At 58.1% G+C, this 15,723-nt stretch carries 12 protein-coding genes and 1 tRNA gene; 11 read left to right on the top strand and 2 right to left on the bottom strand.

The window, feature by feature from the left end; translation table 11 throughout:
* Window positions 1-8: 8 nt before the first annotated feature.
* The 9 genes from SH292x_RS10725 to SH292x_RS10685 all read left to right on the top strand — a co-directional run bounded on the left by SH292x_RS10725 (window position 9) and on the right by SH292x_RS10685 (window position 12,480).
* The gene (locus tag SH292x_RS10725) at window positions 9-3,422 is read left to right on the top strand and encodes a type ISP restriction/modification enzyme (RefSeq protein WP_442485605.1); all 3,414 of its coding nucleotides are present in this window, start codon (window positions 9-11) and stop codon (window positions 3,420-3,422) included.
* A 116-nt stretch (window positions 3,423-3,538) separates the two neighbouring features.
* Window positions 3,539-3,973, top strand: coding sequence for a hypothetical protein (locus tag SH292x_RS10720; RefSeq protein WP_442485604.1), 435 nt, complete (start codon window positions 3,539-3,541; stop codon window positions 3,971-3,973).
* Window positions 3,970-4,782 (top strand): DUF3800 domain-containing protein, encoded by an 813-nt coding sequence (locus tag SH292x_RS10715; protein ID WP_442485603.1) that lies wholly within the window; start codon window positions 3,970-3,972, stop codon window positions 4,780-4,782. Before SH292x_RS10720 ends, SH292x_RS10715 begins: the two co-directional genes overlap by 4 nt.
* 388 nt (window positions 4,783-5,170) lie before the next feature.
* On the top strand, window positions 5,171-5,680 hold the full coding sequence (locus SH292x_RS10710) for a hypothetical protein (RefSeq protein WP_442485602.1): 510 nt from the start codon (window positions 5,171-5,173) through the stop codon (window positions 5,678-5,680).
* Window positions 5,681-6,859: 1,179 nt separating this feature from the next.
* Window positions 6,860-8,530 carry a hypothetical protein gene (locus tag SH292x_RS10705; RefSeq protein ID WP_442485601.1) on the top strand — a complete coding sequence of 557 codons (1,671 nt, stop codon included), beginning with the start codon at window positions 6,860-6,862 and terminating at the stop codon, window positions 8,528-8,530.
* Window positions 8,531-8,732: 202 nt separating this feature from the next.
* Window positions 8,733-8,951, top strand: a complete 219-nt coding sequence (locus SH292x_RS10700) for a helix-turn-helix domain-containing protein (RefSeq protein ID WP_442485600.1) — start codon at window positions 8,733-8,735, stop codon at window positions 8,949-8,951.
* Between the two features lie 152 nt (window positions 8,952-9,103).
* Complete coding sequence (locus SH292x_RS10695; protein ID WP_442485599.1) at window positions 9,104-9,496, top strand: hypothetical protein; 393 nt, start codon at window positions 9,104-9,106, stop codon at window positions 9,494-9,496.
* Window positions 9,484-10,920, top strand: coding sequence for an AAA family ATPase (locus SH292x_RS10690; RefSeq protein ID WP_442485598.1), 1,437 nt, complete (start codon window positions 9,484-9,486; stop codon window positions 10,918-10,920). Before SH292x_RS10695 ends, SH292x_RS10690 begins: the two co-directional genes overlap by 13 nt.
* Before the next feature lie 258 nt (window positions 10,921-11,178).
* Window positions 11,179-12,480 carry a tyrosine-type recombinase/integrase gene (locus tag SH292x_RS10685; protein WP_442485855.1) on the top strand — a complete coding sequence of 434 codons (1,302 nt, stop codon included), beginning with the start codon at window positions 11,179-11,181 and terminating at the stop codon, window positions 12,478-12,480.
* On the opposite strand, the gene SH292x_RS10680 is transcribed toward SH292x_RS10685, so the two are convergent.
* Window positions 12,440-12,513, bottom strand: a tRNA-Val gene (locus tag SH292x_RS10680). The genes SH292x_RS10685 and SH292x_RS10680 overlap by 41 nt on opposite strands.
* Window positions 12,514-12,671: 158 nt before the next feature.
* Here SH292x_RS10680 and SH292x_RS10675 point away from each other — a divergent pair.
* Both SH292x_RS10675 and SH292x_RS10670 read left to right on the top strand, forming a co-directional pair.
* A complete protein-coding gene (locus tag SH292x_RS10675) occupies window positions 12,672-13,586 on the top strand; it encodes a hypothetical protein (protein WP_442485597.1) in 915 nt (304 codons plus the stop codon).
* Between the two features lie 52 nt (window positions 13,587-13,638).
* Window positions 13,639-14,589, top strand: a complete 951-nt coding sequence (locus tag SH292x_RS10670) for an aldose 1-epimerase (protein ID WP_442485596.1) — start codon at window positions 13,639-13,641, stop codon at window positions 14,587-14,589.
* 101 nt (window positions 14,590-14,690) lie between these two features.
* On the opposite strand, the gene SH292x_RS10665 is transcribed toward SH292x_RS10670, so the two are convergent.
* Complete coding sequence (locus SH292x_RS10665; protein ID WP_442485595.1) at window positions 14,691-15,713, bottom strand: NADP-dependent oxidoreductase; 1,023 nt, start codon at window positions 15,711-15,713, stop codon at window positions 14,691-14,693.
* Between the last annotated feature and the right edge of the window lie 10 nt (window positions 15,714-15,723).

Raw genomic sequence — 15,723 nt, 5'->3', positions numbered from 1 at the left:
CTTAGAACATGTCCGATACCACTGAGCGCCTCCGCAAGATCAAGCGGTTCGACCAACTCGTAGCTTATTTACGGGACGAGCTGCACTGGCCTATCGAGACAGAGGACTTTGAGGATCTAACGTACGATTGGGAGCCCGACGAACTGGGCATCGACCCCAAGCTGGCCGCGAAGATTCAGGAAATCAAGCAGCTACGCCCCCTCACGAACGATCAAGAGTGGGGCATCTTCTTCGTGAAGTTCGAGCCCAAGCAGTTGCCGGTAGTGGCGATGCGTCGGCTGCTTAATAGCTTGGTGCTTAGGAAGCGAGCATCTTCTCAGGCTAGCGATCAAGCCAAGTGGAAACTGCACGACCTGCTATTCGTCTCCGAATATGGTGAAGGAACGGAGCGCAAGATCACGTTCGCTCACTTTACCGAAGGTGCTGGCAACTCGATTCCAACACTTAAAGTGCTCGACTGGGATGGTGACGATACCGACTCGAAGCTTCAGCATGTTTCCCACCAGTTGACAACCCATCTACGATGGCCCGCGTCGGGAACCGATTCCGACACTTGGCGGAAACAGTGGTCTAGTGCTTTCACCTTGAGGCACCGGCAGGTCATTCGCACCGCGCAGGAACTGGCCATCCAGCTAGCGCACTTATGCCGGAACATCTACACCGAACTAAATAAGGTGATGGGGATCGAGACCGAGCATGGCCCGATCCGTAAACTGCATGCGGCGTTTCAAGAAGCGCTCATTCACGACCTGACCGAGGATGGTTTTGCCGACATGTTCGCGCAGACCATTACCTATGGTCTGTTCTCGACGGCTGTGTCAGGAACTGTCGAAGGTGAGGGCACTTACGTCGACGCCGAGCGGATGGTTGACCTTATACCGGTCACGAATCCCTTTCTAAAGGAGATGCTGGCCACGTTTCTAACGGTCGGAGGCCGGAAGGGAAAGCTCGACTTTGACGAAATTGGCATACAGGAAGTGGTGGAGCTACTGAACGACTCGCAGACTGATCTGCAAGCAGTGCTCCGCGACTTTGGCAATCGCGGGCGCGGCGAAGATCCCGTGATTCACTTCTACGAAGATTTTCTGCACGTCTACGATAGAGAACGCAAGGTTCAGCGAGGGGTATTTTACACCCCTCAGCCGGTAGTAAGCTACATCGTTCGCAGCGTTCACGCCCTGTTGCAGTCTCAGTTTGGCCTCGAAGATGGCCTCGCTGACACGACCACCTGGGGCCAAATGGTCGCCCGGACCGAAGGGCTGGAGATTCCCGCGGGGATGTTGGCCGAGGACGCGTTCGTACAAATTCTTGACCCGGCTACCGGCACGGCGACCTTCTTGGTCGAGGTGATCGACCTAATTCACAGAACTATGCTCGCCAAATGGCAAGCCGAAGGTAAGGGCGATGTCGCCTGTGCTGACGATTGGAATAAATATGTGCCAAAGCATCTGCTCCCACGTCTGCACGGCTATGAAATCATGATGGCACCCTACGCCATTGCTCACCTCAAAATTGGTCTGAAGTTGGCAGACACGGGCTATCGATTTGGAAGCAACGAACGCGCGCGAGTGTACTTGACGAATGCGCTAGAGCCTCCAGGTGAGGGTCAAATGGTTTTTGACTTCTTGCCAGCCCTCGCTCACGAAGCAGTTGCGGTAAACGAGGTCAAGCAGAATCGGCGGTTTACTATTCTGCTAGGAAACCCACCTTATTCGAAAGTCTCGGAGAATATGTCGGCAGCGGCACAACGTCTGGTGGAACGGTACAAATATGTCGATGGCGAACCCCTCGGTGAACGCAAGCATTGGTTACAGGATGACTACGTTAAGTTCATCAGCATGGCACAAGAGGCAATTGATTCCGCGCATCTAGGTGTAAGTGGAATGATCACGAACCACGGATTCCTAGACAACCCAACCTTTCGTGGCATGCGCCAGAATCTAAGAGAGTCCTACACTCTAATTGAGGTACTCGATCTGCACGGAAACGCTCACAAGTCCGCAACTTCACCAGACGGACTGCCTGACGAGAATGTTTTCGACATTATGCAAGGGGTTGCAATCTCCCTTATGACAAAGAATTGCAACCGCCTACCCCAATTGGTTCATGCAAACCTTTATGGTACGAGGTTGTCTAAGTACAAAAGGTTGAGTACGACCGCTGCGAATTCAATCGAATTCAATCCCGCCAGTTGCGCGACGCCCTGGTACTTCTTTGCGCCCAAGGGAATCGACGGGGAAAATGAATACAATGGCTTCTGGCGCATCACCGACATCATGCCTACGAATTCTACTGGCATCCTCACAGCCCGCGACCGACTGGTTATCGACTTCGAGGACGCGCCAATACTGGATCGCATGGCAACCTTCGTCGATAAGTCTCTGACAGACAACGAGGTAAAGGAGAAACTGAAGATCAAGGAGAATTATTCTTGGCGGGTCTCCGATGCACGCGCATCTCTCTGGAAGAACGCGGACGTGGGGGCCTATATTAGGTCCGTCCTATACCGGCCTTTCGACGTTCGACGTATCGTGTACCATCCGTCTGTGATTTGGCGGCCCCGACAAGAAGTAATGCAACACCTGGGACGGCCCGACAACCTTGCACTCGTGACGTCCAGGATGACCAAAGGTGAACAGTTCGCGCATGTCATGGTAACCCGCGAAATTACGGAGGTAATATCCCTTTCATCTAAAACATCGAACAACGCATTTGTATTTCCGTTTCAACTAATTCCTCACATTGACAAAGGTACTCTCCGGCTTGACGCCGATGAAACTGCTCCGAATTTTTCGCCCGCCTATCTCAATTTAGTTCGCAAGACCACCGGAGAAGCTGACCAACCGCGACCATACGAGCTATTTTGTTACTTATACTCGGTGCTGCACAGCCCGGAATACCGGCGTCGCTACATGGAGTTCTTGAAGATTGATTTTCCACGGCTACCTCTTGCTCGAAACAGCTCGCTCTTCCAATCGTTGGCGGCCCTTGGCTCGAAACTAATAGCCATACAATTACTAGAACAAGGCGATCTCAGTAATACGACGTGCAGTTTCTTCGGGAGCATGCGCGAAGTACGAAAAGTAGGATGGGCGAATGATACTGTTTGGATTGACGCCGGAGCTACCGACAAGGAATTATCTGCAGGCACTTCCGGTTTCGGTGGCATCTCACAGGACGAATGGCAGTTCCGTATAGGTGGCTACCAAGTCTGCGAGAAGTGGCTCAAAGACCGAAAAGGCCGAACGCTTGCGGAATGCGATTTTCAATACTACGGCAAGATTGTCGCAGCTATCCGCGAGACCATCCGCATCATGGGTGTGATCGACGAGACGATAGATCAGCATGGGGGCTGGCCCGAGGCATTCGTGACCGAGCCCATAGAATTCGACGCGGAGAAACCAATCGCCCCTTTCGCGTAACGGCTTCGCCCGACCATCACGCGGTTAGCGAAGCCGAGGCCCGACATAGTGAGGTTGAATGTGACGAGGAGGCCCCGGGTGGTTACTCCCTTGAGGACTTCACCCGTGACGAGGTGATGGCCGCGGTACGAGACCTAGTGCAGGCTAACCGCAGCATGATCGCCGAGCACGCTGTGCGCGGGCTGTTTGAACTACTCCGCGACGAAGGGCTGGCGGCAGAGCGTCTGGGAAAGCGAGTCGTCGGTTTCTTAGTCCTCCACCTCCGAACCGCCGTCCGCCGAGGAATCATCTACCACGAAGCGGGGGAATTTCACCCCGACTGCTGCACCATCCGCGATTACTCCCGCGACGACTTGGTGAGTTACCTAGCCGCTGCGCTGGGTCGCACCTGGCACACCCGCGACCAAGCCGCTACGACCCTGGCTCGCTACCTGGGTTTCCGCCGTACCGGCCGCCACATCCATGCCGCCACCAAAAGCGCTATCAACGCGGGCCTGCGACGCGGGGTGCTGGAGCGCGACGGGCCCCACTTAGTACGGAGAGCAAGATGAGCGCTACCGAGTCCGAAGAGCTGGAAGTCATCAACTACTTTATCGACGAAGCAGGCGACCCCGTGCTGTTCAGCAAACGGGGTAAGAAGGTATTGGTGGGGGATGGCTCGTCGAAGTTCTTCATGCTGGGCAAGATACTCGTCGAAGACTGCGAGCGGCTCAGGAGCGAACTCGACGCCCTGCGTGCGCAGCTGTTGGCCGATCCCTACTTCCGCGATGTCCCTTCGATGCAGGTGGAGCGCAAGAAGACGGCCCGGCTGTTCCACGCGCGCGACGACCTGCCGGAAATTCGCCGCGAGGTGTTTCGGCTCATCGCGGGGCATGACATCAAGTTCTACGCGGTGATTCGTAGCAAGGAAGACTTGGTCAATTTTGTTCGCCAGCAGAACGACCGAGACCCCGACTACCGATACAACGAAAACGAACTCTACGACACGCTGATCACCCACTTATTCAGCAAGCTGCGTCGCTCGGCTGAAGAAGTGAACGTGTATTTCGCGAGGCGGGGACGCTCCGATCGCACCGCCGCGCTAAAGGCCGCGATCGCCGAAGCAGAGAAGGACTTCGAGAAGAAGTTCGGCTTTCAGCGAAAGCAAACCGTGAAGATTTTGCCGCGGTACTCGCGCGAGGATGCCTGCTTACAAGCGTGCGACTACTTCCTGTGGGCCTTGCAGCGGCACTATGAGCTGGGCGAAAGCCGCTACATTCAACTCATTTGGAACCAAGTGGGCGAGATCCACGACCTGGACAAGGAGCACGGCTCGCGCCGGGGCATCTTCTACAACGCCAAGAATCCCCTAGTTCCCTAGCAGCGGGGGATGGGCGCAAAAAAGTACCGGCGGATATAGGGTCTCCCGGAACGAATTCCAGGACCACACGGCATGGAGCCGAGTTTTGTCCGCCGGTACTTAAAGGATAGCATCGGAATGTCGCAGGTTCAAGTTCAATGCAATTCGCCCCCCATTGCCCATTTTTACCGAGGGGAAGGGGGTTGAGCCCCCGAGTCCAGCCCTACGGCCGTGAGATTTGTGACCCAGCAAGCCCCGCCATAAGCGGTCGAACCGACCAGTTATCTTGCAAACCGCGTACAATAAACCCGGCGACCAGCGGCGACGCCTGCCTAATGATTTAGGCAAAATCCGTGGCCGTGTCGGATCGCCGTGTCGGATCGCAATCGCGGGGGCTGCTATGGGTGGAATGGGTAGCGGGAACTGGTACCGCTTCGACAAGAAGCAGACGGTGGGGCAATCGCTGCCGCTCAATATTGGCAGTTTTCGGGGGCGGTTGTTCGATGGCTCGGCCGGTACGTTCACCTGGACCCGCTATGGCGGATGGGAGTCGTCGATCGGCTACCGCGTGACCGCCCGGCGGGGCGAGTCGCCGATGATCACGCTCCACTATCGCCGCAACGACGCCGAGAACATCGAAGTTCCCATCCGGTTGCAGTCGACCCCCGGGCAGTTTGGCGGCCGGCGGTGGTGGTTCACCTGTCCGCTGATGGTCGCCGGCGTTCCCTGCCAGCGGCGCGTCGGCAAGCTCTACTTGCCCACGGGGGCGCGCTACTACGGCTGCCGCCATTGCCACCGGCTGACCTACCGAAGCTGCCAAGAGTCGCACCAGCGCGAACGGATGCTCGCAAGGGTTAACGGCGTAGAGTGCCACCTGTCGTCGTATCTAGCTGACCAAAGTCAGCGGCAACGTGGTTAAATCGGTACTTCCGTTTCTCTCGGTGGCCGCAGCGAATCCAAAGAAACCGCCCATATCTTCAAAACATGCATGACATCCTGCTCGGAGGCAACGTAGATGTTTTGTAGGCCGCAAAGATCGTCGTTGCAAAAATCATGATCATCTTGAATCTTTTGGGCATCAACCCTGAAACGCGCTAGTCGGTAGGCGGTATCTAGATTTGCTAAGTATGGAAATTGGGATCGGAAGCCCGTGACACTTTCTGTTTGTATTCGGAATATTGTGACGAACTCGCGGTAGCCCTCTATTTGGCACGATAGTTCCGTGGCAACTTGTCCAATCGAAGCAAGTGTTTCTTGAACTATTTTTGGAAGGATCGTAGTCATAATCTTAGCCATTCTCTAAGGGAAGAATATCCGAATGATGTCACCGCTCTCAAGGTGGATCTGTACGTGCCGCATTGCATTGTGAACATTATCTGGGCCGTGAGGAAACCTCGATCGAATGGGCGAGGGGATGGATAGCCTACTAAAGCTGCTGGGGTAAACGGGTGGATCTCCATCGCCGAGGTGTCGAGCGAGCGGGCGACAAGTTTTCCACCGCGGTGCTATGACGGTTATGTCGCGCGCGGGCTTTCCAGCATTCGGCTCGATGCAGTTCCGACAGCGGTGTGCCGACGCCCGAATTGCGAAACATAATCGCGAAGTCTAGCGCCGCGGCATCGAAGGTACGGCTGAAGTCACTCTCGGAAACTAATCACGCATGCTCGCGATTTGTAGGACGCAATCGATGCTACCGCGTTCTACGCACGTGGAGCAACTGGTAAAAGTCTGTCGTTCGTAAAGGCTCTAGTAGGATTGCATTGGGTGCGTCGGGACCATTAACAACCCACAAGCTTCCGGTTTCTTGAGTTCGAGCGCCTTGAAGGTTGTCGCATATTGTCCCCTTTTAGGGCGGATGTTTCACTCTTGCTCCCCCCTGTAGCTAATGGATCGCGGGGTATGAGAATGTTAGATTGAACCTGGGGATAGGGCGACGGCCCGAACCGCGATGACCTGATCGCCTTCCCCCTCGTTTTGTTATCAGGAATAGCTAACACCGCAACAGGGAGCGGTTTCGATGAGCGATGGTGCGCGCGAGTTCGCGGTTTTGCTTCGCTACTGGCCTGGGTTCACCGATCGACTGCCAGTCGAACGGTTGATGTCGCTGGCCGACGACGATGTGCAAGCGTCTTTCGATACTCTTGTGAACGAGGCATTCGACGCGAACCTGGACGGCTGTCAGCAGAAACTTAGGGAGCGAAGCGAGCAAGCCAAAGAGAATCTCCGCAAGCGGGCTGGCTCCGTGCAAGGGCCCCCGAAGGGGACATTACCCAAGCATCGCCTTCGCGCTAGCCAAAACGAGGAGTCGGTAGGGGCGCGTGCCAGCGCTCTGGGATGGAGCAGTGGATTGGGCTCACTGACCGGCGGTCAGGTCTGTTCGCCGCGCGTTTGGCTGGCGTCCACGCCATCGATCAATGGGGCGCAGGCGGTCGTCGATGAACTACGTGAACTGCGAAATCGGTATCAAGCCAATCACCCCCTCCGTCAGCAGTGGGAGCATCTGGGGCCGCGTTTCGTTGTCGTGCCCTTGGATACCCTGTCGCCGAGCGATCGCCTGCGGGTGCCGGCCAGCATCGAGCGACTAAGGAGCAGGGCGGATACCTCGGAGTGGGCCCGGCTGGCGCGAGAGCAATTCTTGCCGGTCGTGCGGTCACTGCTTGAGGAACCGCGGCAAACCTTAAGTGCAACAGCCACCAGCGTATCGTTTCAGCAATACCACGGAGTTTCTCCACCTGCCAATGTTCACACGTTGAGAGACCTCGCAGAGTGGCTGGGGAACAAATGGCTTACGTTCTCGGAACTACGCGAATCGGCCACCCCTGATCGTCCGGGCGACGTATATGCGCGGGTGGTATATGCACGCGCTGCTGTCGAATCCGCAATTGATTTTTTACGCGGATTGGAGTTAGCCGATGTGCCGCAGGTTACTAGGCTAAATCAGAATCCCATGAGCATCGACCCCGACACTGGGGAGTATCTGCTCGTCGACAATCATGCGGAATTAGTGGCAAATGCCAAGAACAATTTGGGGCAAGTGCTCGATTACGTGCGATCAAAGCTGCCGGATGAGGCAATGGCGTACTGGGCGGCGAATGATCAAGTGCATTCCCGGTTGGCCAATCTGGTGGCCGCCTTAAACTCGCTGCTTGACTCTGGACAAAATTCGGAAGGGGACTCTCCCGAAAGCTTCGCATTTGAGGACATTGAGCCAGGTGGCGACGTTCATAGTGCGGTCGTCGCACTGGAAGCCTGCTGTACCGGCAAAAAGCTACCCTGGGAAGGGCGGCGGTGCTGGATTGAACTACAAAGAATCTGTCGCCATGAGCCCGACGAAAGAAAGCGAGTCACACACGCCAGCGATGCGGCACAGCAGCTCGCGGAGTGGGTTGAGTCACTTCGTCGAGTCCAGGGCCAGCGGCAGCAATCTGATGTGGTGACTGACACCCACCCGGGGAACGATCCGAATGGCAGCGACAAGGAGTATCGCGAGGAACTCAGGCCAGCCGCAAAAAAAGCATGGGCTAGTTGGCAACTGATCGAACACGCGCATGCGCAAACGCCGAAAGATCGAGACGGATACGACTGGCTCAAAGAGCAGCCTGACGAGTCATTCGTAGGCGAGCTGGCCGGCTACATAGAGAACATACCAAGTTTCGGGACGTGGCAGCGACAGTTGCGAACCGCTCGCAATCACTTTGACGCGAGAAAGAAGAATCGTCGTACTGGTCGCACCTTCGGAGGTTCGGTAGTTCGCATCTCAGAAATATAGCGCGCCGGATTGTCAAAGCGGCGCAAAGCGGATTTTACAGAGAATCCGCTTTCTTGGGGGTGCGTAGAACTTCTGCCTATATTTACGCAACTACATCTGCGTTTTGGGGTGGTCCTGTATGGCCCGATGACGCGCCGGTTTGTGGTGGGTAATAGCGAGCAAGTGCTCGCCAACACATTCCCCTTCCACCGGAGTCGATTCGATGCAATTCCAAACTCGCGAGCCGGCCAGAGAACTGGCCGAGCACTTGCTGACCCCGCACGAGGCCGCCGAAGCCCTGCGAATCTCTGCCCGAAAACTGTGGGCGCTAAAGGACGCTGGCGAGATTAGCCACGTCAAGATTGGCCGGCTGGTCCGCTATCCGGCGGCGAGCGTCCGCAAGTTCATCGCCGATCGTGCGACAACTGTATCGCCCGCCTAACGCGCCATCCCAAGTGGGGCGCGTTGTGGGAACCAAGATAGGTTTGTCACCCATTCTTGCCGGGATCGTCACCCGGGCGCTCCACCATTCTTACCAGAGCACGCGCCGGCCCTTGCGGGCCGGACGCGATACCCAAGATAGGTTTGTCACCCATGCACAGTATACCAAAACGAAACTTAGGTTCCCAGCGGAAGTCAGAATCAAGCCGGCCTATCCCGCAGCCGGTTCTTCTACTCGCCCACGCCGACGGCTGGCTCGAAGTGTTCGCCGAGCGACACATTCAGGCCAAGATTGTGATGGTTCCCAGCACCGGATCGCTCACGGGCGAGTTGCTCGCCGAGCAGTATCTCGACGCAACGCTCCCCCATCGGTATCGCGATCTCCATTGGCCCGGCAAACTTCGCGCGGCCGATCGACTTCGTACAGTCCGGCCTAGTGATTTAATGCGACGCGAGCACGATCTGGCGATTCTACAGGGTCTTGATGGAATCGAACGCCATTTCTCTGGAACCAATTGTAAGGAGGCTAAGGTATGGATGCTTTAGAATTACTACGGTTAGCGCGCGCCGATGGCGTTGAGGTCAACGTCGTCGACATGGATATGGAGGTTCGAGCCTACGAAGACCAGCGACACTGGCTGGACAAGCTTCGGCCTCACAAGTTTGCCATCATTCGGCACTTATTGAGCGAGCCCAGCGAGGCCAAACTGCCACTACCGGACAGCTACGGCCCTGCGCTCGTCTGTATGGCCGATGTCGAATCGAGGCCCATCAATTGGTTGTGGCGGAATCGAATTGCTCGTGGTCGTATTACACTGCTCGTCGGAATGCCCGGCTGCGGCAAGAGTTTTGTCACTTGCGACCTGGCGAGCCGAATATCGACGGGAACCCCGTGGCCCGATGGCGAACCCTGCGAACGTGGTAGTTCCATCTTCATCACGGCCGAGGATGATCCGAGTGATACGATCCGCCCTCGACTCGACGCCCACTTGGCGGACGTAACTCGGATTCACTTGCTCTCAGGCGTCAAACGCGTTGAGAAGGGCGAAACGAAAGAACTCTCGTTCACCCTGGCTGATGTCGACGTTCTCGCCGAGGCGCTGGACAGTGTCGCCGACTGCCGGCTGGTCGTGGTCGATCCGATCGGGAGTTTTCTGGGAAGTAGGTGTGATGCTCACAGAGACAATGAGGTCCGGTCCGTGCTCGCTCCGATCGCAAAGCTTGCCGAACAGCACGGCGCGGCAGTTCTCTTGATCGCCCATCGGCGCAAGGGTACAGCAACAATGGCCGACGATATGGCTCTGGGCAGCCGGGCGTTCACCGGTATCGCGAGAAGCGTCTGGCACCTTTCCCGCGATCCTGACACCCCGCTCCGGCGACTGCTCTTGCCCGGAAAGAGCAACTTGGCTGCGGAGACGACGGGGCTGGCATTTACCATTGCCGGAGAGCCTGCTTCGGTCCACTGGGAACGCGATCCGGTAGCGATGTCGGCCGACGAAGCCCTGGCGCGCGAGAACGGCGGACGCGCTGGCGGGGCTACAACGGCTGAGGGCGAAGCAGTCGATTGGCTCCACAATCGCCTTGCGGACGGCCCGCAACCCGCGAAGGAGACCAAGGAGGCCGCCTCGGCCGACGGGATCTCCAGCCGGACACTAGACCGGGCCAAGCGGAAGTTGAACGTCCAAGCCGCGCCGGATGGATACCGGGGCCCTTGGGTATGGCGGCTGCCCGACGAGCTTCCGCACACAGAGTGCGCCGACGATGGGCCAGAGTTTGCAGAGTACGCCAAGGAAAATATCTTGGCGCACTCTGGGGAGACTGTGGCGCACTCTGACGTTCCCTCGCCACATTGCCCGCATTGTGGCTCGACCGAACTTCGGCAGACACCGATTCACGAGGGGCGGTCCGCTCGCCTCGACTGCACGAAGTGCGGGCACACGATCGACTTCCCCATCTGGCAGTCAGCGTGAAGAACAGACCGTCCTCGGAAATGCAAGAAAATGCAACACCCGGGGGATGCTGCCGAGCACCGTTGCGTGGCGACGCGACCCAGACCCTGACGTCGCGATGTCGTGCGGTCTACCGGTCTGGATAGGCCTTGCATTTCATTCACCTGTCATCGCCCTAGCGTTCCAAATTCCTTCCCGATTCCATGCCCTGCAATCTTGCGCGATTGCGTGCGACGTGGGACAATAACCAACAGCATCGAACCCCTACGAGGTAGATTCATGGCAAGTATTTCCAAAGACCCTGGCGGCAAGCGTCGTATTCTGTTCGTCGATCCACTCGACAAACGGCGACGCCACGCGGTGCGATTGGGCAAAGTATCTCAGCGAATTGCCGAGACGGTTAAGCTGAAGATCGAAAGCTTGGTTGTCGCCAAAGCGTCCGGGCACTCGGTTGACGCGGAGACCGCGCTTTGGGTGGCCAATCTCCCTGACGATTTTGCCGACCGGCTGTCCCGGGTGGGCTTAGTCGAGCCGCGCAAGGCGCGCGAGGTCCATACGCTGGCGTCCTTCCTCGATAGCTACATTGCTTCGCGGAGCGACGTGAAGGGCAGCACGGCGACCGTCTACGGGCACACCCGCCGATGCTTGGTGGAACATTTTGGCAAGGATGCGTCCCTCACGAGCATCACGGCTGGCGATGCGGATAAGTTCCGTCTTTGGCTAGCCGACAAGAAGGAAGGGCAGGGGCTCGCCGCGAATACTGTCCGCCGTCGGTGCGGGATCGCTAAGCAATTCTTCCGCGCAGCACTGCGCTCCAAGCTGATCTCCGAGAATCCTTTTGCCGATCTTAAGGGCCTGACGATCAAGGCCAATCGTGAGCGGTTCCACTTCATCAGCCGTGAGGTGGCCACCAAAGTGCTCGACGCTTGCCCCGATACCCAATGGCGGCTGATCTTCGCCCTGAGCCGCTACGGCGGCCTGCGGTGCCCTAGCGAGCACTTGGCACTGACCTGGGGCGACGTGGATTGGGAGAAGGGACTGCTTCACGTGACGAGCCCCAAAACGGCCCACCACGAGGGCAAGGAGTCGCGAATCATCCCGCTATTCCCTGAACTGCGACGGGAGCTCGACGCGGTATGGGCTGCGTACGACGAGGAGAACGCGACCGACCGGGTTCACCTGATTACCCGCTACCGCGACAGCAACGCCAATCTGCGGAGCCAGCTGCTGCGAATCATCGCGCGGGCCGGCGTGGCTCCCTGGCCCAAACTGTTCCACAACCTCCGAAGCACCCGAGAGACGGAACTCGCCGAGGAATTTCCGATCCACGTCGTCTGCGATTGGCTGGGCAACACCCAGGCGATCGCGGCGCGTCACTACTTGCAAGTCACTGACGAGCACTATCAAGCGGCGCAGAAAGAAGCGCAGTCACCGCTCGCGGAGGATGGCACGGGTAAGCAAGACGATAGCCCCGCGGAAGAGAAAACCGTAGTTTTGTCGTGTTTCCCGGGAAATACCGATGCAGTGAACACTTGTATAATGGGCGATGAGGGACTCGAACCCCCGACATCCACGGTGTAAGCGTGGCGCTCTAGCCAACTGAGCTAATCGCCCGATTTGCGAACCCCTTGTTACGACCTGCGGCGGTCGTTGGGGGTTCGCTCGCGAAGCCTGGATGCTAGACATTCGGGGGCGGGTGTGTCAACGTGGGTGCGGGGTGGATTGGCGGTTTTGGGAAGCTCGCGAGGTACCCACTGGATGGACGACGCTTGATGGATATCGTGCTCGCTGTGTTCGACGCGGTGATCGCCGCCTTGCACCAGACGGTGGCGGGATTCGCTGCGATGGGGCCTCCCTTGATCGCGGGGCTGCGGATGTTTCGCACGGTCCGCATGGACGACGCGGCGAACGACAGCCTTCGGCAGTTGGCAGTCTGGGCGACTTGGGGCGTCGTGCTCGCCGCGGCGATTGGGCTCGCCGGCGGTGTGTGGCGCTCGGGGACCGACGATGGCGGGTACGTTGCGATGCTCGCCCGCTTTCCGCGGAGTGCTTACGGGATGGTCGCGGGCGAAGGGGTGTTTGCCCTGGCGTGCTACATCGTGTGGGTGATGCTATGGCGGCGACTGCGAATGCGTCCGGTGCTACACGCGATACCCGTGGTGCTCGGGGCGACGAACTTGCTGTACCACTTCCCGCCGCTGATGATCTCGCAGAACTTGCTGGCCGCGAACCCATCGTTAATCGCCGAGCCAACGATCACTCGCGAGCTGTTGCTGGAGCTGATGTCCACGCCGCTGGTGCTCGCCAAGTCGCTGCACATCTGGGGAGCGAGTCTGGTGGTGTCGGGCGTGACGGTCGCGCTCGCTTCACCGGCGGTTAGCGTCGCACGCACGGTGATCGTCCGTGGTGGCGCGATCGCGGCGCTCGTGGGTTTGACGCTGCAACCCGTGACCGGCGTGGTGACGCTTGCCGCATTGCCGGCGGGCGAAGGTTCGCGACTCGTGGGTAGTTCGCTGCTAGCGACGGTCACGTTCTTCCTTGGCATCTTGGTGGGGCTGCACCTGATGCTGCCGCTCGCGCAACTCGCGCAACTCGCGCTGCGTCCGCAGCTGCCGGCGAGGTGGGGGATGCTGGCGGGGAGCGTGGTGTGCGTTATGCTCTTGATGTCGCTCGCCGCTCGCTGGTAAAGCGAGCACTACAAAGTACTTGCAACTCACCAATTATAGATCGAACACTGCCATGTCTCTCGTAACACTTCGCGACCCCGCCACCGGAAACTCAGCTCGCGTGCTCGTGGGTCTAGGGTTCAACTGTTTCGAATGGATCGTGAACTTCGACGACGGCCCTCGCGACCTCTTATGGGCTGAGGAGGGTTTCGACACCGGCGAGAAGCGTCCGAGTGGCAGTGGCATTCCGCTGCTGTTCCCGTTCCCGGGACGAATCGGCAACGCCCAGTTCAAGTACGAGGGACAGACTTACCTGATCCCGCACGACGCCGCACGCCCGCATGCGATTCACGGCTTCATCTACGACCGCCCGTGGCGATTGGTCGAGCAAACTGAGACAAAGGTAACCGCTGCATTCCAAGCTTCGATCGACGACACGACGATCCTGAATTGCTGGCCTAGTGATTTCGCTGTAGAGGCCACCTACGAGCTCGTGGGCGACGAACTGCGATTCGCCATCAAGTTCCAGAACACTGGCTACGATCCGTTGCCGTGGGGCTTCGGTACGCACGCCTATTTCCGCCTGCCGCTCGCCGAATCGTCGGAAGTCGCCGACACAGTGCTCACGGCACCCGTGGACAAAGAGTGGAAGCTCGACGACATGCTCCCCACCGGCGAAAGTGTGGCACTACCTGCGGACCTGACACTCAGCAAGGGCGTCACACTGGGCGATCGCCAGTTCGACACGCCCTACAGCCTTTCCATGACATCGGGCGAAGCGACCACCGTGGTGGCCGATCCGTCGAGCGGGCGGCGCGTGGTGCAGGAGTTCGACGCCGGGGTGTTCCCCCACGCCGTGATCTATACGCCCGGGCATCGCGAGTCGGTGTGCATCGAACCGTATAGCTGCGTGCCCGATCCGTTCCGCATGGAAGAGATGGGCATCAAGACGGGCCTACGAACGTTGGTCGCGGGCGAGAGCTTCGAGACGGGCTTCGTCCTGCGAGCAGAGCAGGGCACCTAGCGACCTCGCGCACCAACTCGGCCCCCGCTAGGAACCGCGGCCGTGGGTTCATCCGTACGCGGATATTGCCATCGGAAGTTCGATCCGTTGGGTGGTCTAGGTTATCCGAGCCGGACTAGTTGCTTGCCCAGGTTGTCCCCGTCGAATAATCCGATGAAGGCCGATGGTGCTTTCTCTAGACCGTCGGCGATGGTTTCTTCCCAAACGATCTTCTTGTCCTTGATCAACGGGGCCATGTCCGCGATGAACTCGGCTTGGGCGTCGAGGTGATCGCGGACGATAAAGCCTTCCATGCGGATGCGCTTGGCGATCACTTTGAAAAGGTTTCGTGGAGCGACGGGCGGCTCGGTCGCGTTGTAGGTGGAGATCATGCCGCATTCGACGCAGCACCCAAAGTCATTCATCGCATCCAGCGCAGCTTCTAAATGCTCACCCCCTACGTTATCGAAGTACACGTCGATGCCGTCCGGTGCGTGCTTGGTGAGATCGCCGGCGAGGTCTTTCGATTCTTTGTAGTTGATGCAAGCGTCAATTCCGGCTTTGTCGATTAGCCAGTCGATCTTCGACGGCTTGCCAGCGCTGCCGATCACCTTGCAATCCATTGCCTTGGCGAGCTGGCAGACGACGGAACCCACCGCACCCGACGCCGCGGAAACGAAAATGGTGCTGCCCGGTTTTAGCTTTGCAATTGTGTTGAGCCCGACCCACGCAGTCATCCCCGTCATACCGAGAACACTTAAGTAAGCTTGCAGGGGGGCAAGATTGGGATCGATGACCGTGGCACCTTCGCCGGAGGATTTCCAATACTCGCGCCAGCCAAGATTACCGAGCACGTAGTCCCCCTTGGGAAACTTTTCATTTCGCGAGTCGACGACTCTACCAACGCACCCCCCTTCAAGGGGTTGGTCAATTTGAAAGGGAGCGACGTAGCTGTCTCCGGCTTTCATCCGGCCTCGCATGTACGGGTCGACTGACATCCATTCGTTCTTCACGAGGAACTCTCCGTCCTCGATGGGCGGGATTTCGACCGACTCCATCGAGAAGTTTGACGACGTAGGAACACCTTCGGGACGCGAAGCCAGTACGATCTGTCGCGACTTCGTGGCTTGAGATTTTTGAGTCATGGGAATGTTC

Source organism: Aeoliella fuhlenseeensis (genome assembly GCF_052161615.1).
Lineage (GTDB): Bacteria > Planctomycetota > Planctomycetia > Pirellulales > Lacipirellulaceae > Aeoliella.
Note: the sequence above shows the minus strand (reverse complement) of the source record. Positions and strands in the feature narration are given on the sequence as shown.

Coding starts and splice junctions, on each gene's coding strand:
- SH292x_RS10685 (WP_442485855.1), top strand. CDS start 11,179: ATGGCAAGTATTTCCAAAGACCCTGGCGGCAAGCGTCGTATTCTGTTC.
- SH292x_RS10695 (WP_442485599.1), top strand. CDS start 9,104: ATGCACAGTATACCAAAACGAAACTTAGGTTCCCAGCGGAAGTCAGAA.
- SH292x_RS10690 (WP_442485598.1), top strand. CDS start 9,484: ATGGATGCTTTAGAATTACTACGGTTAGCGCGCGCCGATGGCGTTGAG.
- SH292x_RS10670 (WP_442485596.1), top strand. CDS start 13,639: ATGTCTCTCGTAACACTTCGCGACCCCGCCACCGGAAACTCAGCTCGC.
- SH292x_RS10715 (WP_442485603.1), top strand. CDS start 3,970: ATGAGCGCTACCGAGTCCGAAGAGCTGGAAGTCATCAACTACTTTATC.
- SH292x_RS10705 (WP_442485601.1), top strand. CDS start 6,860: ATGTCGCTGGCCGACGACGATGTGCAAGCGTCTTTCGATACTCTTGTG.
- SH292x_RS10675 (WP_442485597.1), top strand. CDS start 12,672: ATGGATATCGTGCTCGCTGTGTTCGACGCGGTGATCGCCGCCTTGCAC.
- SH292x_RS10720 (WP_442485604.1), top strand. CDS start 3,539: ATGGCCGCGGTACGAGACCTAGTGCAGGCTAACCGCAGCATGATCGCC.
- SH292x_RS10700 (WP_442485600.1), top strand. CDS start 8,733: ATGCAATTCCAAACTCGCGAGCCGGCCAGAGAACTGGCCGAGCACTTG.
- SH292x_RS10725 (WP_442485605.1), top strand. CDS start 9: ATGTCCGATACCACTGAGCGCCTCCGCAAGATCAAGCGGTTCGACCAA.
- SH292x_RS10665 (WP_442485595.1), bottom strand. CDS start 15,713: ATGACTCAAAAATCTCAAGCCACGAAGTCGCGACAGATCGTACTGGCT.
- SH292x_RS10710 (WP_442485602.1), top strand. CDS start 5,171: ATGGGTAGCGGGAACTGGTACCGCTTCGACAAGAAGCAGACGGTGGGG.